At 65.9% G+C, this 15086-nt stretch carries 18 protein-coding genes; 11 read left to right on the forward strand and 7 right to left on the reverse strand.

Going from position 1 to position 15086, the window contains the following annotated elements; genetic code table 11:
- Positions 1–137: 137 nt before the first annotated feature.
- From CB0101_RS13410 to CB0101_RS13425, 4 genes are read right to left on the reverse strand one after another with little or no spacing between them, the layout of a single operon-like run.
- Positions 138–893: a biotin--[acetyl-CoA-carboxylase] ligase gene (locus tag CB0101_RS13410; protein WP_010303843.1), complete on the reverse strand. Its 756-nt coding sequence runs from the start codon at positions 891–893 to the stop codon at positions 138–140.
- Positions 875–2095, reverse strand: a complete 1221-nt coding sequence (locus CB0101_RS13415) for an aminotransferase class I/II-fold pyridoxal phosphate-dependent enzyme (protein ID WP_010303845.1) — start codon at positions 2093–2095, stop codon at positions 875–877. The genes CB0101_RS13410 and CB0101_RS13415 overlap by 19 nt, the downstream gene beginning before the upstream one ends.
- Complete coding sequence (gene trxA, locus CB0101_RS13420) at positions 2082–2414, reverse strand: thioredoxin (protein ID WP_010303847.1); 333 nt, start codon at positions 2412–2414, stop codon at positions 2082–2084. The genes CB0101_RS13415 and trxA overlap by 14 nt, the downstream gene beginning before the upstream one ends.
- A gap of 20 nt (positions 2415–2434) precedes the next feature.
- Positions 2435–3202: a PspA/IM30 family protein gene (locus tag CB0101_RS13425; RefSeq protein WP_010303848.1), complete on the reverse strand. Its 768-nt coding sequence runs from the start codon at positions 3200–3202 to the stop codon at positions 2435–2437.
- A gap of 96 nt (positions 3203–3298) precedes the next feature.
- Here CB0101_RS13425 and CB0101_RS13430 point away from each other — a divergent pair, with 96 nt between their 5' ends.
- Together CB0101_RS13430 and CB0101_RS13435 are read left to right on the forward strand one after the other, a co-directional pair.
- A complete protein-coding gene (locus CB0101_RS13430; RefSeq protein ID WP_010303850.1) occupies positions 3299–4423 on the forward strand; it encodes a mechanosensitive ion channel family protein in 1125 nt (374 codons plus the stop codon).
- Complete coding sequence (locus tag CB0101_RS13435) at positions 4423–4962, forward strand: DUF721 domain-containing protein (RefSeq protein ID WP_010303852.1); 540 nt, start codon at positions 4423–4425, stop codon at positions 4960–4962. Before CB0101_RS13430 ends, CB0101_RS13435 begins: the two co-directional genes overlap by 1 nt.
- On the opposite strand, the gene CB0101_RS13440 is transcribed toward CB0101_RS13435, so the two are convergent.
- The 3 genes from CB0101_RS13440 to CB0101_RS13450 are packed head-to-tail and all read right to left on the reverse strand — an operon-like array spanning position 4956 to position 8815.
- On the reverse strand, positions 4956–6746 hold the full coding sequence (locus CB0101_RS13440) for a glycosyltransferase family 39 protein (protein ID WP_010303854.1): 1791 nt from the start codon (positions 6744–6746) through the stop codon (positions 4956–4958). The two genes, CB0101_RS13435 and CB0101_RS13440, sit on opposite strands and share 7 nt — an antisense overlap.
- Before the next feature lie 33 nt (positions 6747–6779).
- On the reverse strand, positions 6780–7856 hold the full coding sequence (locus CB0101_RS13445) for a glycosyltransferase family 4 protein (RefSeq protein WP_010303856.1): 1077 nt from the start codon (positions 7854–7856) through the stop codon (positions 6780–6782).
- Positions 7853–8815, reverse strand: a complete 963-nt coding sequence (locus CB0101_RS13450; RefSeq protein ID WP_010303858.1) for a DMT family transporter — start codon at positions 8813–8815, stop codon at positions 7853–7855. The genes CB0101_RS13445 and CB0101_RS13450 overlap by 4 nt, the downstream gene beginning before the upstream one ends.
- 50 nt (positions 8816–8865) lie before the next feature.
- Between CB0101_RS13450 and sppA the strand changes: the two genes are divergently transcribed.
- From sppA to CB0101_RS13495, 9 genes are all read left to right on the forward strand, one after another.
- Positions 8866–9678: a signal peptide peptidase SppA gene (gene sppA, locus CB0101_RS13455; RefSeq protein WP_010303860.1), complete on the forward strand. Its 813-nt coding sequence runs from the start codon at positions 8866–8868 to the stop codon at positions 9676–9678.
- Positions 9675–10046 carry a chorismate mutase gene (gene aroH / locus CB0101_RS13460; protein WP_010303862.1) on the forward strand — a complete coding sequence of 124 codons (372 nt, stop codon included), beginning with the start codon at positions 9675–9677 and terminating at the stop codon, positions 10044–10046. The genes sppA and aroH overlap by 4 nt, the downstream gene beginning before the upstream one ends.
- A 107-nt stretch (positions 10047–10153) precedes the next feature.
- A complete protein-coding gene (locus CB0101_RS13465; RefSeq protein ID WP_050778731.1) occupies positions 10154–10738 on the forward strand; it encodes a DUF2808 domain-containing protein in 585 nt (194 codons plus the stop codon).
- A 57-nt stretch (positions 10739–10795) separates the two neighbouring features.
- The gene (rpmH, locus tag CB0101_RS13470) at positions 10796–10933 is read left to right on the forward strand and encodes a 50S ribosomal protein L34 (RefSeq protein ID WP_010303865.1); all 138 of its coding nucleotides are present in this window, start codon (positions 10796–10798) and stop codon (positions 10931–10933) included.
- Positions 10934–10979: 46 nt separating this feature from the next.
- Positions 10980–11369 carry a ribonuclease P protein component gene (gene rnpA, locus CB0101_RS13475; RefSeq protein ID WP_136644170.1) on the forward strand — a complete coding sequence of 130 codons (390 nt, stop codon included), beginning with the start codon at positions 10980–10982 and terminating at the stop codon, positions 11367–11369.
- The gene (locus CB0101_RS13480) at positions 11366–11818 is read left to right on the forward strand and encodes a PH domain-containing protein (protein WP_010303878.1); all 453 of its coding nucleotides are present in this window, start codon (positions 11366–11368) and stop codon (positions 11816–11818) included. The genes rnpA and CB0101_RS13480 overlap by 4 nt, the downstream gene beginning before the upstream one ends.
- 55 nt (positions 11819–11873) lie before the next feature.
- Complete coding sequence (yidC, locus tag CB0101_RS13485) at positions 11874–13010, forward strand: membrane protein insertase YidC (protein WP_010303880.1); 1137 nt, start codon at positions 11874–11876, stop codon at positions 13008–13010.
- Positions 13011–13014: 4 nt separating this feature from the next.
- Entirely contained in the window at positions 13015–13566 is a 552-nt protein-coding gene (locus CB0101_RS13490) for a DUF177 domain-containing protein (protein ID WP_010303881.1), read from the forward strand.
- The gene (locus CB0101_RS13495; RefSeq protein ID WP_010303883.1) at positions 13563–15053 is read left to right on the forward strand and encodes an AAA family ATPase; all 1491 of its coding nucleotides are present in this window, start codon (positions 13563–13565) and stop codon (positions 15051–15053) included. Before CB0101_RS13490 ends, CB0101_RS13495 begins: the two co-directional genes overlap by 4 nt.
- The last annotated feature ends 33 nt before the right edge of the window (positions 15054–15086 follow it).

Consider the following 15086-nt stretch of genomic DNA (forward strand, 5'->3'; position numbering starts at 1 on the left):
GGTGCTGGCTCTTGCGGCTGAGCTGCCTCCAGCTGGGCCCAGGCCAGGCCTCCCCCCAGCAGCGCGGGCAGCGCCACCAGCAGGCTCAGCGGTTGGAGGCGAGGCACAGCAGCCGCGAAAACAAAGCGCCTCAAACTCTAGAAAGCGCGCTGCAGCACAGCCACCTCGGAGCCGCGGCAAAGCCGCAACCCTCCATCAGCCGCTAGCCCTGCCACCCTCCAGAGCGCTCCGTTGTGCTCGATTCCCTCAGGGCGCCAAAGGCGCTGCTCGGCCTGGCGCCGCACCAGCTCAGGCTGATCAGCCGCCGCCGCTGCCCACTCCAGGCCGCGCAGCACGCGTGCCGCCAACAACGGCGGCTGCGCCTGAGGGTGGTGGGGCTGACCGAGGCCTTGCGCCAAGTTGATCGCGCCGGGCGGTACGCGATTGCAGCCGTTGATCCCCACCCCCAGCTGGGCGTAGCGCACCTGGCCGCCCCGCCAACGCAACCGCGGCAGGATGCCCGCCAGCTTGCGCTCCCTCAACAGCAGATCGTTGGGCCACTTGATCTGGGGCCGCAGGTCCAGGGCCTCGAGCTCCAGCGCCACACCCACTGCTGCCGCCAGGGCAAGCGACGCAGCGCCGATGGGATGAGAGGGCCACGGCAGCGCCGCACTCAGCCACACCCCACCGGCAGGCGACTGCCATACCCGGCCCTGCTGCCCATGGCCATAACGCTGCTGGCGGGCGCACACTGCTAAGGGAAACCGCCCAGAAGCCGCCAGCCAGCGCTCCAACTCCAGCTCCGTGCTGGCGCACACCGGCACCACCCTCAGCTGCCATGGGAGCGGGTGATCTCCAGGGCAGCGCTGCAGCGCAGCTGCCAGGGCAGCGGCCTTCAGAGCTGGGCCAGCCAAGCCGCCATCCGCTGGGCACCAGCCTCCAACTGCTCGATCGGATGCACCAGCGCCAACCGCGCAAACCCCTCGCCGCCAGCGCCAAAACCATTTCCGGGCGTGAGACACACCCCGCTGGCCTCCAGCAGCTGAGCGCAAAAGCGCTCCGAATCCAGGCCTGCAGCGCGAGCACGCTGGGGCAGCTCCAGCCAGAGATACAGCGCCATTGAGGGGATCCGCACCGGCCAACCCGCCGCCTGGAACACAGCGGCCAGGCGATCACGCCGCTCGCGGTAAACGGGCTTGATCCGCTCCGGCCAGTCACCCGCCTGCTCCAGGGCCGCAATCCCGCCAGCCTGCAGCGCCGTGCTCTGGTTGAAATCCACCACGCCCTTGAGCTGCCGCAGGGCCGTAATCAACGGCTCCGCCCCGATGGCGAAGGCCAGACGGTACCCGCCGAGGCACCAACCCTTGGAAAACGAGAAAAACTCAATGCCGCACTGGCGCCACAGCGGCGAACGCAACAGCGCCGGCGCCTCACCCTCGAGCGCCAAATCCACGTAGGGGTTGTCGTGGGCGAACACCACGCCGTGGCGCACGGCCCGCTCTGCGGCGGCATCCACCCAGGCCTGCTGGCCGGTGGTAGCGGTTGGGTTATGGGGGAAACCCAGCACCATCAACTTGAGGGCATCCCACTCACTGGTGCTGAGCTGATCGAAATCGGGTGCAAAGCCTTCCGCGGGGTGAAGCGGCAGAAAGCGCGGCTCGGCCGAGGCCAAACGCAAACCACCGAGATGGGAGGGGTAATAGGGATCGAGCAACAGCGCCGGATCGCCCGGATTGAGCACCGCCAGCGGCAGATGGGCCGTTCCCTCCTGGGAGCCCACCAGCAGCAACACCTCTCGCTCCGGATCCACCACCACGCCAAAACGGCGCTGAGCCCAGGCTGCTACGGCCTCGCGGAAGGGAAGGGTGGCGCCATGCAAGCAATAGGCCGCGCTCTCGGGCCGGCCAAGCTGACCGCGAATGGCCTCGAGGGCCACCTCAGGTGGCTGGAGATCTGTTGAGCCCAGCGAGAGATCAAGCAGGGGTGGCAGCCCGGCCGCAGCGGCAGCAGCGCGATACGACTGCTTGCGCTGATCATTCCGCGCAAAAACCCCGCTACCCAGGGCTGCAACCCGGTCAGACAGATGCAGGGAGGTCAGTCCCTCAGAGATGGGCATCCAGGAAGGCCTTGAGCTGGGGTTGAGCCATGGCGCCTTCGTGGCGAGCCACTTCCTGGCCGTTCTTGAAAATCACCAGCGTGGGTAAGCCCTGAATCCCCATCTGATCGCGGGCGGTGGGGTTGGGATCTGCCTCGAGCTTGCCCACGGCCAAGCGGCCGGAATATTCGCCGGCAGCCCAGTCCATCATCGGAGCCATCAGCCGGCAGGGGCCGCACCACTCAGCCCAAACATCCACCAGTACTGGCGTGGCGGCATCCAGCACCTCGGCCTGGAAGTTGGCATCGGTGAGGTGCAGAACAGACACGGCGGCAGGCAACGCTCCGGCGATTGTATGGATCAGAGCTTGTCGATCGAGCGCTTCAGCTCCTCAAGCTCAGCATCCACCTCTTCCACCTTCACCGGCTGCACGACACCACCTGCTTCCGGCAGAGCAGCGGCAGGGGCGCTGCCAGCCAACTTGCCCTTGAGAGCAGCCAGTTCGTCATCCACTTCGGGAGCCCCTTCGAGCGCTGCAAACTGACTTTCCAGATCCGCACCGGCCAGCTCAGCGGCAGCCTGACTGCGGGCCTCCAGCGCCTCCACCTTCTCTTCCATGCGTTCAAAAGCCGCCATGGAACTGTTGGTGCCGAGGTTGCCCACGGCGCTCTGCAACTGCGCCTGGGCCTGGGCCGCCTGGGCCCGGGCCTTGAGCATGTCTTTTTTGGTTTTCGCCTCGGCGATCTTGCTTTCGAGCTTCACCAGGCTCTGCTTGAGCTGCTCCACCTGGCCCGCCTGGCTCTGCAGCTGAGTATTCAGGGCGGTGGCTGTGTCCTGGCAGGTTTTGCGGCGACCCAAGGCCTCGCGCGCCAAGTCTTCTTCACCTTTTTTCAGGGCCAGCTCAGCCCGCTCGTACCAGATTTTGGCCTGGGCTTCAGCCTGCTCAGCCTGGTTCTGAATGCGCTTCTGGCTGGCGATGGCGGTGGCCACGGCCTGGCGCAGCTTCACCAGATCGGCCTGCATGTCGGCCACCGACTGATCCAGGATCTTCGCGGGGTCCTCCATGGCTCCCACCGCCGCGTTGGCGTTGGCACGCACCAGACGGCCGAGGCGATCAAAGAAGCCCATGGATGTGCAGCGGTTTCAGAAGCCGTGGCGACAGGCTATCGAAAGCGGCCGCATCAAAACTCCACCCTTACGGTGGACGTTGCTACCCGATCGCTGATGTCAGGTGCGCGCCAGCGGCTGCTGAACGACGTTGATTTCTTTCAAAGCAACGAAGGGCTGCTGGTGGGAACAGGGCTGCTGATCGCCCTCTGGCTCCTGCTGAAGTTGGTGGAGCGCTACGGACGGCGCGTGCGGCCGCTGGTCCCGCAGCTGGCCGCAACGCTCAAGCGCCCCTTGATCACGGGCCTCAGTGCAGCCCTGTATCTGGGCTGGCTGGCCCATGCCATCAGCGGTGCTGCACCGGCGCTGATGCCGCTCAAGGGCCTTGAAACCTCCACCGCGCTCACCTTGATTGCGGTTGGCTGGGCAACGATCAACCTGGGGCAGACGCTGCTACGCACCGATCATGTGCAGCGCTGGCTTGGCGTGGATGATCCGCGCGATCGCGCAATGGTCACCAGCCTTCTGGATCGGCTCCTCTCCATCGGGGTAGTGGTGCTCACGGTGGCGGCACTGATGGTCACCTTTGGCGTGTCGACGACAGCCGTGGCCACGATGCTGGGCGGAGCCGGCATCGGCATCGGCTTCGGCACCCAACAGGTGTCGCAGAACTTCCTCTCGGGCTTGATGCTGTATTTCAACCGCCCCTTCTCGGTGGGCGACTGGATTCAGTTGCCGATCTGGTCGGGCGTGGAGACCTCCACGCTGCAGGGCACGGTGGAGCGGATCGGCTGGTATCACACCCGCATCGTGACCCTGGATCGCCGCCCGTTATCGATCCCCAACTCGGTGTTTGCCACCACACCGATCGAAAATCCGGGGCGGATGTACAACCGCCAGATCAAGGCCAGCATCAGCTTGCGCTACGAGGATCTACCGCGGATCGAAGCGATCGCTGAGGCGGTGAATGAACTGCTGCACAACCACCCCGACATCGATTCCAAACAGATGATCTTGGTGAGCTTTAACGAATGGGCCAGCTCCTCGATCAATCTGCTCGTGTATTGCTTCACCCGAACAACCGTGTGGAGCGAGTATCTGGCAGTGCAGCAGAAGATCTTTCTTGAGATCGCCAAAATTGTGCAGGAGGCCGGCGGTGACTTCGCCTTCAACTGCACCACCCTCTACCCAGCACCGGATCTGGGCAACAACCACCCGATCCGCTCCCTCACCGCAAGCTGATGCAATCACGCAAGGCTGGCGATGTGTCGTATCTGGTGCCCTCGCCGCCAGCGCCGGCAACGGGCCTGAAGACATGCCTCAACCAGCTGCAAGAGCACTGGCGCCGGGACGAAAACCTGGCCGCCCTCTGGCAGGCCTGGCCGGGCATCGCCGGTGCCCAGCTGGCACCCCACTGCCGGCCCCTGCGGCTCCAGGGCGGACGCCTGGTGGTGGGTGCCAGCCACCCCCAATGGCTGCAGGCGCTGCGCTTCAACAAACACCGCTTGCTGGGCGCCCTGCGCGGCGCTGGTTTTTCCGTGAAGGATCTGGTGCTGCAGCAACACCAACCCTCCCCCCTACCGCCCTTCGGCAGCGACGAGGAGGCCCAGGTCTGGGCGCACCATCCCAGCCGAGTGGATGTCTACGGGATGACCAGCTGCCCCAGCTGTCAGCGGCCGGCACCGGCCGGTGAACTGCAGCGCTGGGGGCACTGCAGCTTCTGCCAACGGGAACGCATGGACAACGGCGTGGCCATGGGCACCCCCGCCAGCGATCAGTAGCGCTCAGGCCTGGGTTGCTGCCAATCCGCCGGCGGTGTGCCGGCACGCTTGAGTTGCGCAGCCCACTGATCCAGGGCCTGACGCGGCACACGCCAGAGCTCGAACAACCCTTCAGACGCCAGCGCCTGATGGCTCAAGCCTCGCCAATGGGGCAGCTGGGCGGTGCGTTGATCGATCACCAGCAGCACGGAACGGCCAGGAGCGGGGGGCGAAGGGGTCTGCTCGCGGCGGCGCTCTTGCAACAGCCGGTCGTTGAGGTTGAGCGGTCCATTGGGCTGCACCCCCTCATAAATCACCACCTTGTTTGTATAGAAGTGGAGCGAGGGCTTCAAGATCCCCACCATCGCTAAGGGTTCATCACTGCGGCGCTGGTGTTGCACAGCCGCTGCCAGGCGGCGCAGGGGCGCCTGGCGCAAACGATCTCCGAAAACCACCAGCGGCTGCAGGGCCGATACGGCAAAGGCCGCCACCGCAAGCTGCTGGGCCAGCAACCAGCCCCACCGCCAGGGGGCTTTAGCCCAGCAGAGGATCAGGCCCGCCAGCAAAGCCAGCGCGAAGCAGGCCGACGCGCGGCTGAGCAAGCCACTCGCCAGGAGCTCCGCCGGCAAGGTGGGGAGTTCCGGTTCATTGATCAGGGGAACCCAACGGCCCGAGGCCGCCAAGCCTGCGGCCAACACCCCCTGCAGCAGCAAGGTGCTGGCCATCAGCCAGCGCCCTGGGCGCTGCTGGGCTGCCAGGGCGATCAGCAGGCCCGCTGCTGGGGTAGCCGGAATCCAATAGCTGGGCAGCTTGGTGGCCGCCAGGGTGAAAAACAGCAGCACCGCCACCAGCCAACAGGTGGCGAAGCGCTGCAGCGAGTGCTCAGGTAGCTGGCTGGCGCGGCAGCGTCGCGCTGCGCTCACCAATCCAGCCAGCAGCAGGGGTGTGAACGGCAACGAGGCCACCACCAGCACCGGCAGGAAAAACCACCAGGGCTGCAAATGGTTGTTCACCACCCCGGTGAAGCGCTGCAGGTTGTGGTAGCCGAAGAAGCTCTGAATGAAGGGTTGACCCTCCACCAGCGCCGCCAGGCCATACCAAGGCAGCGCCACCAGGGCGGTCATCCCGAGACCCGGCCAGGGGCGCAGGCGAGCGACCAAGCCCATCAGATCCCGCTGCCACAGGCCAAAGCCCACCAGGGTCATTCCCGCCAACACCACCGCCACCGGCCCCTTGGCCAGCACCGCCAGCCCCAACAGGATCCAGGCCCACCAAGGGCGACCGCCGCCGGCATAGCAGCGCCAGAGCAACAAGAGCACGGCTCCGAGCAAACCGGTGAGCAAGGCATCGCTCACAGCGATGCGGCTCCAGAGCAGCACCAGCGGAGAGAGGGCAAAGGCCAGCGCCGCACTCACGGCGGTGATCGACTGCTGGGAGGAGGCCGGCAGGCGGCCGCTGGGAAGCGGCTGCGGCCAGCGCAACAGGGCGGCGGCCATCACCAGCATCAACCCCACACTGGCCAGAGCCGAAGGCAGCCGGGCCGCCCAGGTGCCCAGCGGGTCCCACTGGGCGTGGGCCGGCAGGGCATAGATCAGCCCCATCAGCCAATAAACGAGGGGCGGCTTGTCGTATCGGGGTAAGCCGTTCACCCGCGGGATCAGCCAATCACCCGTGCGCGCCATCGCCCGCGCTGAGGCGGCAAACAGGGGCGGGGTTTCATCCACCAAACCTGTGCTGCCCAGCCCCCACACAAACAACGCCAGGCCGCAGATCAGCACCAACGGCAACACGAACCTGCGGGGCACCAGGGCGAGCTGCGTCAGGCTCGACGTTATCGCTTACGGCTGCAGCGCCTGCTCCACCCAGGCCTCGATCCGCTCCGCCAGCACCGCCCGCGATGCATGGGCTTCCACCCACTGCCGGCAGGCGCGGCGATCGATCCGCTTCACCTCGGTCACGGCGTCCGCCAGGGCCTCCACATCGTCGGGGTCCACCAACAGGCCATTCACACCGGGCTGCACCAATTCGCCGGGCCCACCGCGCCGATAGGCCACCACTGGCACCCCGCAGGCCATCGCCTCCACCACAACGTTGCCGTAGGCCTCGTTCCACTTCGGGGTGTTGAGCAGCGCCTGGCAACGGCCAAGCGCCTCCTGCAACTGGGCCGTGGGCAGAAAGCCCCGCCACTGCAAGGTGCCCGCCGGCACCGAAGCCTGCACAGCAGCGGCATAGGCCTCGTCTTCCACCAGCCCCCACACGGCCAGGGGCAATCCGCAGCGCGCCGCCGCGGCTGCCGCATCCTCGAGCCCCTTCTCCGGCGCCACACGCCCCACCCAGCCGAGCAGGGCATCGGGCTGCTCGCAGAACCGATAGGCGCTCAGGTCAAAGCCGTTGCCCAGCAGCACAGGCGGCTGCACCAGGGCAAAATCCGCAGCCTGAGCGGCCGTGTGAAACGCCAGACGGCGTTGATCCCAGGCCGCCACGTCAGCAATCACCCCATCCATGGCCGCATTCACCGAGCCCATGCTCACCAGGTGCAACAGCGGCAGCGGCGCGGAGGAGGTGAGCCAAAAGGGCAGCCAGTCGTAGCCCAGGTTGAGCACCGCATCAAATCCATGCGCCGGCGCCTCCAACAGCACTCGCTGCCAAAACCGAGCCAGCAGGGCATCAAGCGGCATCGTGATCGCCGCATCACGGCCCTGGTGCTGCACGCTCGGCTGAGGGGTGCCCGCACAGGTCCACAGCTCAGCCGAGGCGCAATCAGCCGGTAAGCCCGAGCCCTCCGCCGCTAGCACGGTGATTCGGTGGCCGCGCTGCAGCAGCCCAGCCACCAACCCCGCCAGGGTGAGCTCCACACCGCCACCGCGGCCACTGCCCACGGGGCCCAAGGCCGTGGCCACCACCAGCAGCTTCATGGCAGCACCTCAGCCGCTGCGCCGCCGGGGTGCCACAGCAGGGCACGGCGGTTGATCAACACCACGCTCACCAGGGCCAGAGCTGCTCCCAGCCACTGCAACGGCTCCAACTGCTCCTCAAGAAGCACCACCCCGCACAGGAGCGCAAACACCGGCGTGAGAAAGGTGAGCGAGGTGAAGCTGGTGAGATCGCCATGGGTGGCGAACCAAAAGAACAGGCCGTAGGCCAAGGCACTGCCCAACAGGGCGGCATAGGTCATCAGCCCCCACTGCGTCAGGGTCCACTGGGGCCAGAAGGGCGGCGCCGCGGAGCTCCACGCCGGCAACAGCGCCGAACCGGCCAGCAGCGGCAGTGCCCCCAACACCATGTGCCAGCCGGTAACGGCCACCGCATCGCTATGGCGGCAGGCGTAGCGGCTGATCACCGTACCCAGGGCCATCGCCAGGGCGGCCGCCAGCATCCACAGCTCACCGTGGCTCCAGGCCTGATCACCCAAAAATTCAGGCCCCATCAACCACCAGTGGCGCAGCAAAGGAGCTGGCAAACCCAGGCAAAGGATTCCGAGCAAACCCACCAGCAAGCCCAGCCAGCCCACTGGGTTGATCGCCTCTCCAAACAGGCTGCGGGCCAGCAAGGCCACCAGCAAGGGCTGGGAATCGATCAACACGGATCCCAGGCCCGCGCCGGTGTTGACCAATCCCCTGGCCAACAGCCCCTGAAACGCCGTGGCATCCACAAGGGCAAACAGCAGCAGCCACCACCAATCGCGGCGATCCACCCCCCACTGCCCGCGCCAGATCACCGCGGCCAGCAACACCACAACCCCGGCTGGCAGCAGGCGCATCCAAGCCAAGGTGAGAGGCCCCGCCTCCACCAACAACGGCTTCATCGCCGCCATCGCCGTGCCCCAAAGGGCAAACGGCAACAGCATCAGCAGCCAGCGCACCTTCACGAGCACCAGCGGCCCACAGGCTCCTTTTTAAGATCCAGCCACTGCACACCGCCTCGATGGTCTGGCCCTGGCGCCGCAAATCCCGCCGCAAGCTGGCGCGTATCGCCATCGAAGGGGCGATTGCCTCCGGCACCCGCGAGCGGGTGCTGAAAGCCCTGCGAGAGGTGGAGCAGCGCGAATTCCCAGCGCTGCTGCTGCGGATCGACAGCCCGGGCGGCACCGTGGGCGACAGCCAGGAAATTCATGCTGCGATCCAACGCCTGCGCCAGAAGGGCTGCCGCGTGGTGGCCAGCTTCGGCAACATCTCCGCCTCCGGCGGGGTGTATGTGGGAGTGGCAGCCGAAAAAATCGTGGCCAATGCCGGCTCGATCACCGGTTCGATCGGCGTGATCCTGCGGGGCAACAACCTTTCCAGGCTGCTCGAGCGGATCGGCGTGCAGTTCGAAACCGTGAAAAGCGGTTTGTATAAGGACATCCTCTCGCCGGATCGCGCCCTCACCGCCGGCGAGCGGCAGCTGCTGCAGGAGCTGATCGATTCCAGCTACGGCCAATTTGTGACTGCTGTGGCTGAGGGCCGTGACCTGGAGGAGGGCACTGTGCGCAGCTTTGCCGATGGCCGGGTGTTCAGCGGCGCCCAGGCCCTGGTACTGGGGCTTGTGGATCAACTGGGTGATGAGGAGAGCGCCCGCCGCTTGGCTTGTGAGCTGGCCGAACTCGACGTGGAGAAGACCCGACCGATCAACTTCGGGCAACCGAAAAAAGGTCTGGCCGGGATGATCCCCGGACGCAACCTGTTCGCCCGCCTCAGCGAAGCCCTCCATCTGGAGCTGGCCTGGAGTGGCCAACCCCTCTGGCTGCATCGCCCATGAGCACCTCCCAACTGCGGGCCTTGCGGGGCGCCACCACCGCCGCGGCCAACACCAGCGCTGCCATCAGCGAAGCGGTGGGTGAACTGATTGATGCCCTGGTGGAGCGCAACCAGCTCCAGGGCAGCCAGCTGCTCTCGGTGACCTTCTCAGTCACCGCCGATCTGGATGCGATCTTCCCTGCAGCGATTGCCCGCCGCCGCGATGGCTGGGATGGCGTTGCCCTGCTCGATTGCCAGCAGATGGCTGTCGCCGGCGACCTGCCCCGCTGCATTCGCCTACTGGCCCATGCCTGGCTTGAGCCCGAGCAACCGGTGCGCCATGCCTACCTGCGCGAGGCCGCCCGCCTACGCCCCGATCTGGCCAGCTGAGTCGCATCTGGTCACAGCTTCCAACCCCAGGTCCGGCACCCCCCCAAGCCCTTCTGCTGGCATTGGCTGCCAAGAATGGTCGACAAGACCTCCTAAAGAACCAATCCATGGCTGGGTTCCGCATGGGTGCCGCCGGCACCGCTATGGCTGCAGCCCTGGGGCTCGCAGGCGTTGCTGCCGCCCTCGCACCGATGCTGCCGGTCAAAGGCCAGGGCACCCCTGGGCTCGTGGAATTCCGCTGGGACTCCAGCAAGGATTACCGCAAGCTCTACTACTTCATGACCGACACCAAGCGCCTGAAGCGGTCGGAGTATTACCTGATCCTCAAACCGAAAGATCGCAAAACGGCCATCCTCAAACTGGTGGTGGGGATCCCCAAGAGCTTTGACACCACCATCGATCCGAAGCGCGTCAAGCTCTGCTACATGAAAGAGGGCGGCATGCTCTCCCGCACCCGCTGTGAAACCGACATCCCCGCCACCGTGGAGGTGGCGGCCGACGGCACAGCCATCGAGATCTTCCCCGACACACCGGTGCCCGTGGGCAAAACCATCGGCGTGTACATCAACATGTTCAATCCCTTTAACATTGGGATGTATCAGTTCAACGCGCTGGCCCAGGCCCCGGGTGATGTTCCCGTTTCGGGCTACCTGGGCAGCTGGTTGATCCAGATCGATCCCCAGAGCGATTGAGCCAGTTCGGCTGGTAGGTTGGGCGATCGACGTTGAAGGCGCAGCCGAGCCGGAGCCATGACCAAGCGCACCCTTGAAGGAACCAGCCGCAAGCGCAAGCGCGTCTCGGGCTTCCGTGTTCGCATGCGCAGCCACACTGGCCGCCGCGTGATCCGTTCCCGCCGCAAGCGCGGCCGCGCACGCCTGGCGGTCTGATCGCTCGATCAACCGTTCACCTCACCGCCCCCACAGTTCGTTTCCGATGGTCTTATCCCGGGAACACAGGCTGCGGGGGCGGTTTGTGTTTGACCGCATCTATCAAAAAGGTCAGCGTCATCACGGCACCCTGATGGTGCTGCGCTGCCTGAACGCCCAACCAGAGCTGCTCAAACCCGATCCACGCGACCACAGCCCCAACAGCTGTCGGTTGGCGGTGGTGGTGAGCAGCAAGGTGAGCAAGCGCTCCGTGCGCCGCAACCAGCTCCGCCGGCTCTTCCACAGCCAGCTCACGGCTGCGGTGGAGGCTCTGCCCAATCAGGGCGCCGGCCACTGGCTGCTGATCTCCCTCAAACCCGGCAGCGCCGAGGCCACCGACCAGGCCCTGCTGGGAGAATGTTTCCAACTCCTCGCGAAGGCAGGACTCAGGCCATGACAGGCACGCCCCAGACGCCACCGGTGGCTCCAGGAGCCAGCATCAATGAAGACGTCTTCTACGCAGGCGGCCCTGCCAAGGGTGATCTGATCACCAACCTGCTGTTCGGCCTCACCCTGATCGGCATTCCCTTCGCCGTGGGCGCCCTGGTGCGGGCCCTATGGCTGCGCTTCCGCATCACCAGCCGCCGTGTGGAAGTGAGCGGTGGCTGGCTGGGCCGCGACCGCAGCCAGGTGGTGTACAGCCAAATCCGTGAGGTGCGCTCGGTGGCCCGCGGTCTGGGCTTCTGGGGCGACATGGTGCTGATCCTCAACGACGGCATGAAGCTGGAGATGCGCGCCGTGCCCCGTTACAAGGAGGCCGAGGCGTACATCGAGCAGCGCATGGCCGCCAGCCCGGCCGGCAAGGCCAGCCCCAAAACCGGTTTCGGCGACAACGCGGCGGCCTGAGCCACCCGCCTGACACACTGGCTCCACTTCCCTTTCTCCCGGACCTGAGCACGCCGTGATCGGCTACATCTCCGACAACCTGCTGCTGCCGATCCTCGATTTCTTCTACGGATTGGTGCCGAGCTACGGCTTGGCGATCATTGCCCTCACGGTGGTGATCCGCCTGGCGCTCTTCCCCCTCAGTGCCGGCTCGATCCGCAGTGCCCGCCGCATGCGCATCGCCCAGCCGGTGATGCAGAAGCGCCAGGCTGAGATCAAGGCCAAATACGCCAACAACCCCCAGAAGCAGCAGGAAGAGCTGGGTTCGCTGATGAAGGAATTCGGCAGCCCCCTTTCGGGCTGTCTGCCCCTGCTGGTGCAGATGCCGATCCTGTTCGCGCTGTTCGCCACCCTGCGGGGATCACCGTTCGCCGATGTGCCCTACACCCTCAATCTGAAGGTGTTGCCGGCTGACCAAATTGCCGCGGTTGAACCCAAGCCGTTCAACAGCCCCAGCCATTCGATCTTCGTGACGGCCACCAACCATGTGCCGGTGATCGCCAGCCTGGAGAAGGGCACCAAGCTGGGTGTGGGCGATACGGAAACCGTGAGCCTGCACACCAAAGACGGCGCCAGCTTCGCCTCAGTGCTTACCGGTGTGGAGAACGGCAGCGCCTTCACCCCCACCTGGAGCGTCACCAAGGGTGAAGGCCTGGTGAGCGTTGATCAGAACGGCAGCATCCATGCCATCGCCCCCGGTGATGTGACCGTGGAAGCCAAGATCCCCGGTCTGGCAGCCCGCAGCGGCTTCCTGTTCATCAAGGCCCTCGGCCAGGTGGGCTTCTACACCGATGGCGCCATCAACTGGGATATCGCAATCCTTGTGGCCGCCTTCGGCGCCAGCCTGTTCGTGAGCCAGATCCTCTCGGGCATGGGCATGCCTGCCAACCCACAGCAGGCCACGGCCAACAAGATCACGCCCGTGATGATCACCGGCATGTTCCTGTTCTTCCCCCTGCCGGCGGGCGTGCTGCTCTACATGGTGGTAGCGAACATCTTCCAGGCCGCGCAAACCTTCCTGCTCACTCGCGAGGCCCTGCCCGACAACCTGCAGGCCATCCTCGATCAACAGCTGGCAGCTGATGCCAAAACCGTCACCGCCACGGTGAGCGGCAGTGAGCGTCTGCCCTTCGAGCCCAAGGGCAAGAAGTAAGACCATGGCTGCCATCCATCCGTCGCCGGCTGGAGATCCACTTCAGCCCGTGCCACTTCAGGAGTTGCGGCTCCTCGCTGATGGACGGCACTGGACGGTGGATCAACAGCTGGGGGAGCTCGAGAGCCTCACCCCCGTTCGCGGCAGCCTCACGGCCGTGCATCGCGGCAACATTCTTGAGGTGGCCGGCGAAGCGAGCACGATCGTGACCCTCCGCTGCGACCGCTGTCTGCAGCATTTCAACCACCCCCTGAGCTTTCGCCACCAGGAGGTGGTGTGGCTTGGCGATCAGGCCCGCGCCGCCGGCATCGATGCCGAAGTGGTGCTGGAAGGCGGAAGTGAGGTGCTCGAGCTCGATCCCGATGGCCTGTGCGAAAGCCTCGATCCCAGCGGCGACTTCGATCCCGAACACTGGATCTTCGAGCAGCTCAGCCTCCAGCTGCCTCTGGTGAACCGCTGCGGCAGTGATTGCCCGGGCCCAGAACTGCTGGGTGCTCCCACCGAAAACGAACTGACAGATCCGCGCTGGGCGGCCTTGAAAAAACTGCAGCCATGAGCCAGGCCTGGGCCGACCACCTCGATCTGCTGATCCGGGCGCGCACCCCCATCCTCTGGATCCGCAGCCAGGAAGAAGAGCGCATCGCCACATTGCTGGCCGCTGCCGCACGCCGCCTGGGCAACAGGGCTCTGGCCCGCTGGGATTTCATCAGCGGCCTAAGCGGCTGGCCCGGCCGAGATGGTGAAGCAGCGCGCAATCCCCTGGCGGCCCTGGAAAGCCTCGCGGCCCTGCCGGCGGAGCAGCCAGCCCTGCTGGTGCTGCACGACTTCCACCGCTACTGCGAGGACGCCAGTATTTGCCGCAAGTTGCGCAACCTGGCCAGCAGCCTGCGCCAGCAACCCCACACCCTGGTGATCACAGCCACCGAGTGGCAGCCCCCGCGGGATCTTGATGAATGCATCACCCTGTTGGATCTGCCCCTGCCGAATCAACAGGAAATCGAGGCCCTACTCGGCAGCATCGCCCAAGCCTGCGGCCAGCAGCTTGATGAGGAGCTGCTCGAGCAGCTGAGCCACAGCTGCAGCGGCCTGAGTGAACAACGCATTCGCCAGGTGGCCGCTCGCGGCTTAGCCAGCCGTGGAGAACTGGGCCTGGCCGATCTGGATGAAGTGCTCGAAGAAAAGCGCCAGGCCATCGCCCGCAGTGAACTGCTCGAGTACTGCCCCACCGAAGCCACCCCGGCCGATATCGGCGGGCTCGATGCCCTGAAGCGCTGGCTGGAACAGCGCCACATGGCCTTCAGCGATGACGCCCGCCGCTACGGGCTGCCTCTGCCGCGGGGCGTGCTGCTGGTGGGCCCGCAGGGCACCGGTAAATCGCTCACGGCCAAAGCGATTGCCCACAGCTGGAGCATGCCGTTGCTGCGCCTGGATGTGGGGCGCCTGTTCGCCGGACTGGTGGGGGCTTCCGAAGCCCGCACCCGCGACATGATCCAGCGCGCCGAAGCCATGGCGCCCTGCGTGCTGTGGATTGATGAGATTGACAAGGGGTTTGGCGCGGCCGGTGATGGCCGCAGCGATGGCGGTACCAGCCAGCGCGTGCTGGCCAGCCTGCTCACCTGGATGGCGGAGAAGAGCAGCGCCGTGTTCGTGGTGGCCACCGCCAACGGAGTGGAGAAGCTGCCGCCCGAGCTGCTGCGGAAGGGCCGCTTCGATGAGATCTTCCTGCTGGATCTCCCTGATGCAACCGAGCGAAACGCCATCCTTGATCTGCAGCTGCGCCGGCGGCGCCCCGATCACAGCCTGCCGCTGGAGGTGGTGGTGGATCGCACGGCGGGCTTCTCCGGTGCCGAGCTCGAGCAGGTGGTGATCGAAGCGATGCACCAGGCCTTCAGTGAGCAGCGCGAATTTGGCGAAAGCGATCTGATCAGCGCCGCCGCCCAGCTGGTGCCGTTATCGCGCACGGCACGGGAACAACTCGAAGCCCTGCAGCAGTGGGCCAGCAGCGGCCGGGCCCGCCCCGCCTCCACCCGCCTGCGCTCCTGACATTGCGCGGGGTAACGAAGATCAACGCCAGGT

This window comes from Synechococcus sp. CB0101 (assembly GCF_000179235.2).
Classification (GTDB): Bacteria; Cyanobacteriota; Cyanobacteriia; order PCC-6307; family Cyanobiaceae; genus Vulcanococcus.

Coding starts and splice junctions, on each gene's coding strand:
- rnpA (WP_136644170.1), top strand. CDS start 10,980: ATGGTCTTATCCCGGGAACACAGGCTGCGGGGGCGGTTTGTGTTTGAC.
- CB0101_RS13490 (WP_010303881.1), top strand. CDS start 13,015: ATGGCTGCCATCCATCCGTCGCCGGCTGGAGATCCACTTCAGCCCGTG.
- CB0101_RS13435 (WP_010303852.1), top strand. CDS start 4,423: ATGCAATCACGCAAGGCTGGCGATGTGTCGTATCTGGTGCCCTCGCCG.
- CB0101_RS13495 (WP_010303883.1), top strand. CDS start 13,563: ATGAGCCAGGCCTGGGCCGACCACCTCGATCTGCTGATCCGGGCGCGC.
- CB0101_RS13480 (WP_010303878.1), top strand. CDS start 11,366: ATGACAGGCACGCCCCAGACGCCACCGGTGGCTCCAGGAGCCAGCATC.
- CB0101_RS13465 (WP_050778731.1), top strand. CDS start 10,154: ATGGCTGGGTTCCGCATGGGTGCCGCCGGCACCGCTATGGCTGCAGCC.
- CB0101_RS13430 (WP_010303850.1), top strand. CDS start 3,299: ATGTCAGGTGCGCGCCAGCGGCTGCTGAACGACGTTGATTTCTTTCAA.
- sppA (WP_010303860.1), top strand. CDS start 8,866: ATGGTCTGGCCCTGGCGCCGCAAATCCCGCCGCAAGCTGGCGCGTATC.
- CB0101_RS13445 (WP_010303856.1), bottom strand. CDS start 7,856: ATGAAGCTGCTGGTGGTGGCCACGGCCTTGGGCCCCGTGGGCAGTGGC.
- CB0101_RS13425 (WP_010303848.1), bottom strand. CDS start 3,202: ATGGGCTTCTTTGATCGCCTCGGCCGTCTGGTGCGTGCCAACGCCAAC.
- CB0101_RS13415 (WP_010303845.1), bottom strand. CDS start 2,095: ATGCCCATCTCTGAGGGACTGACCTCCCTGCATCTGTCTGACCGGGTT.
- rpmH (WP_010303865.1), top strand. CDS start 10,796: ATGACCAAGCGCACCCTTGAAGGAACCAGCCGCAAGCGCAAGCGCGTC.
- aroH (WP_010303862.1), top strand. CDS start 9,675: ATGAGCACCTCCCAACTGCGGGCCTTGCGGGGCGCCACCACCGCCGCG.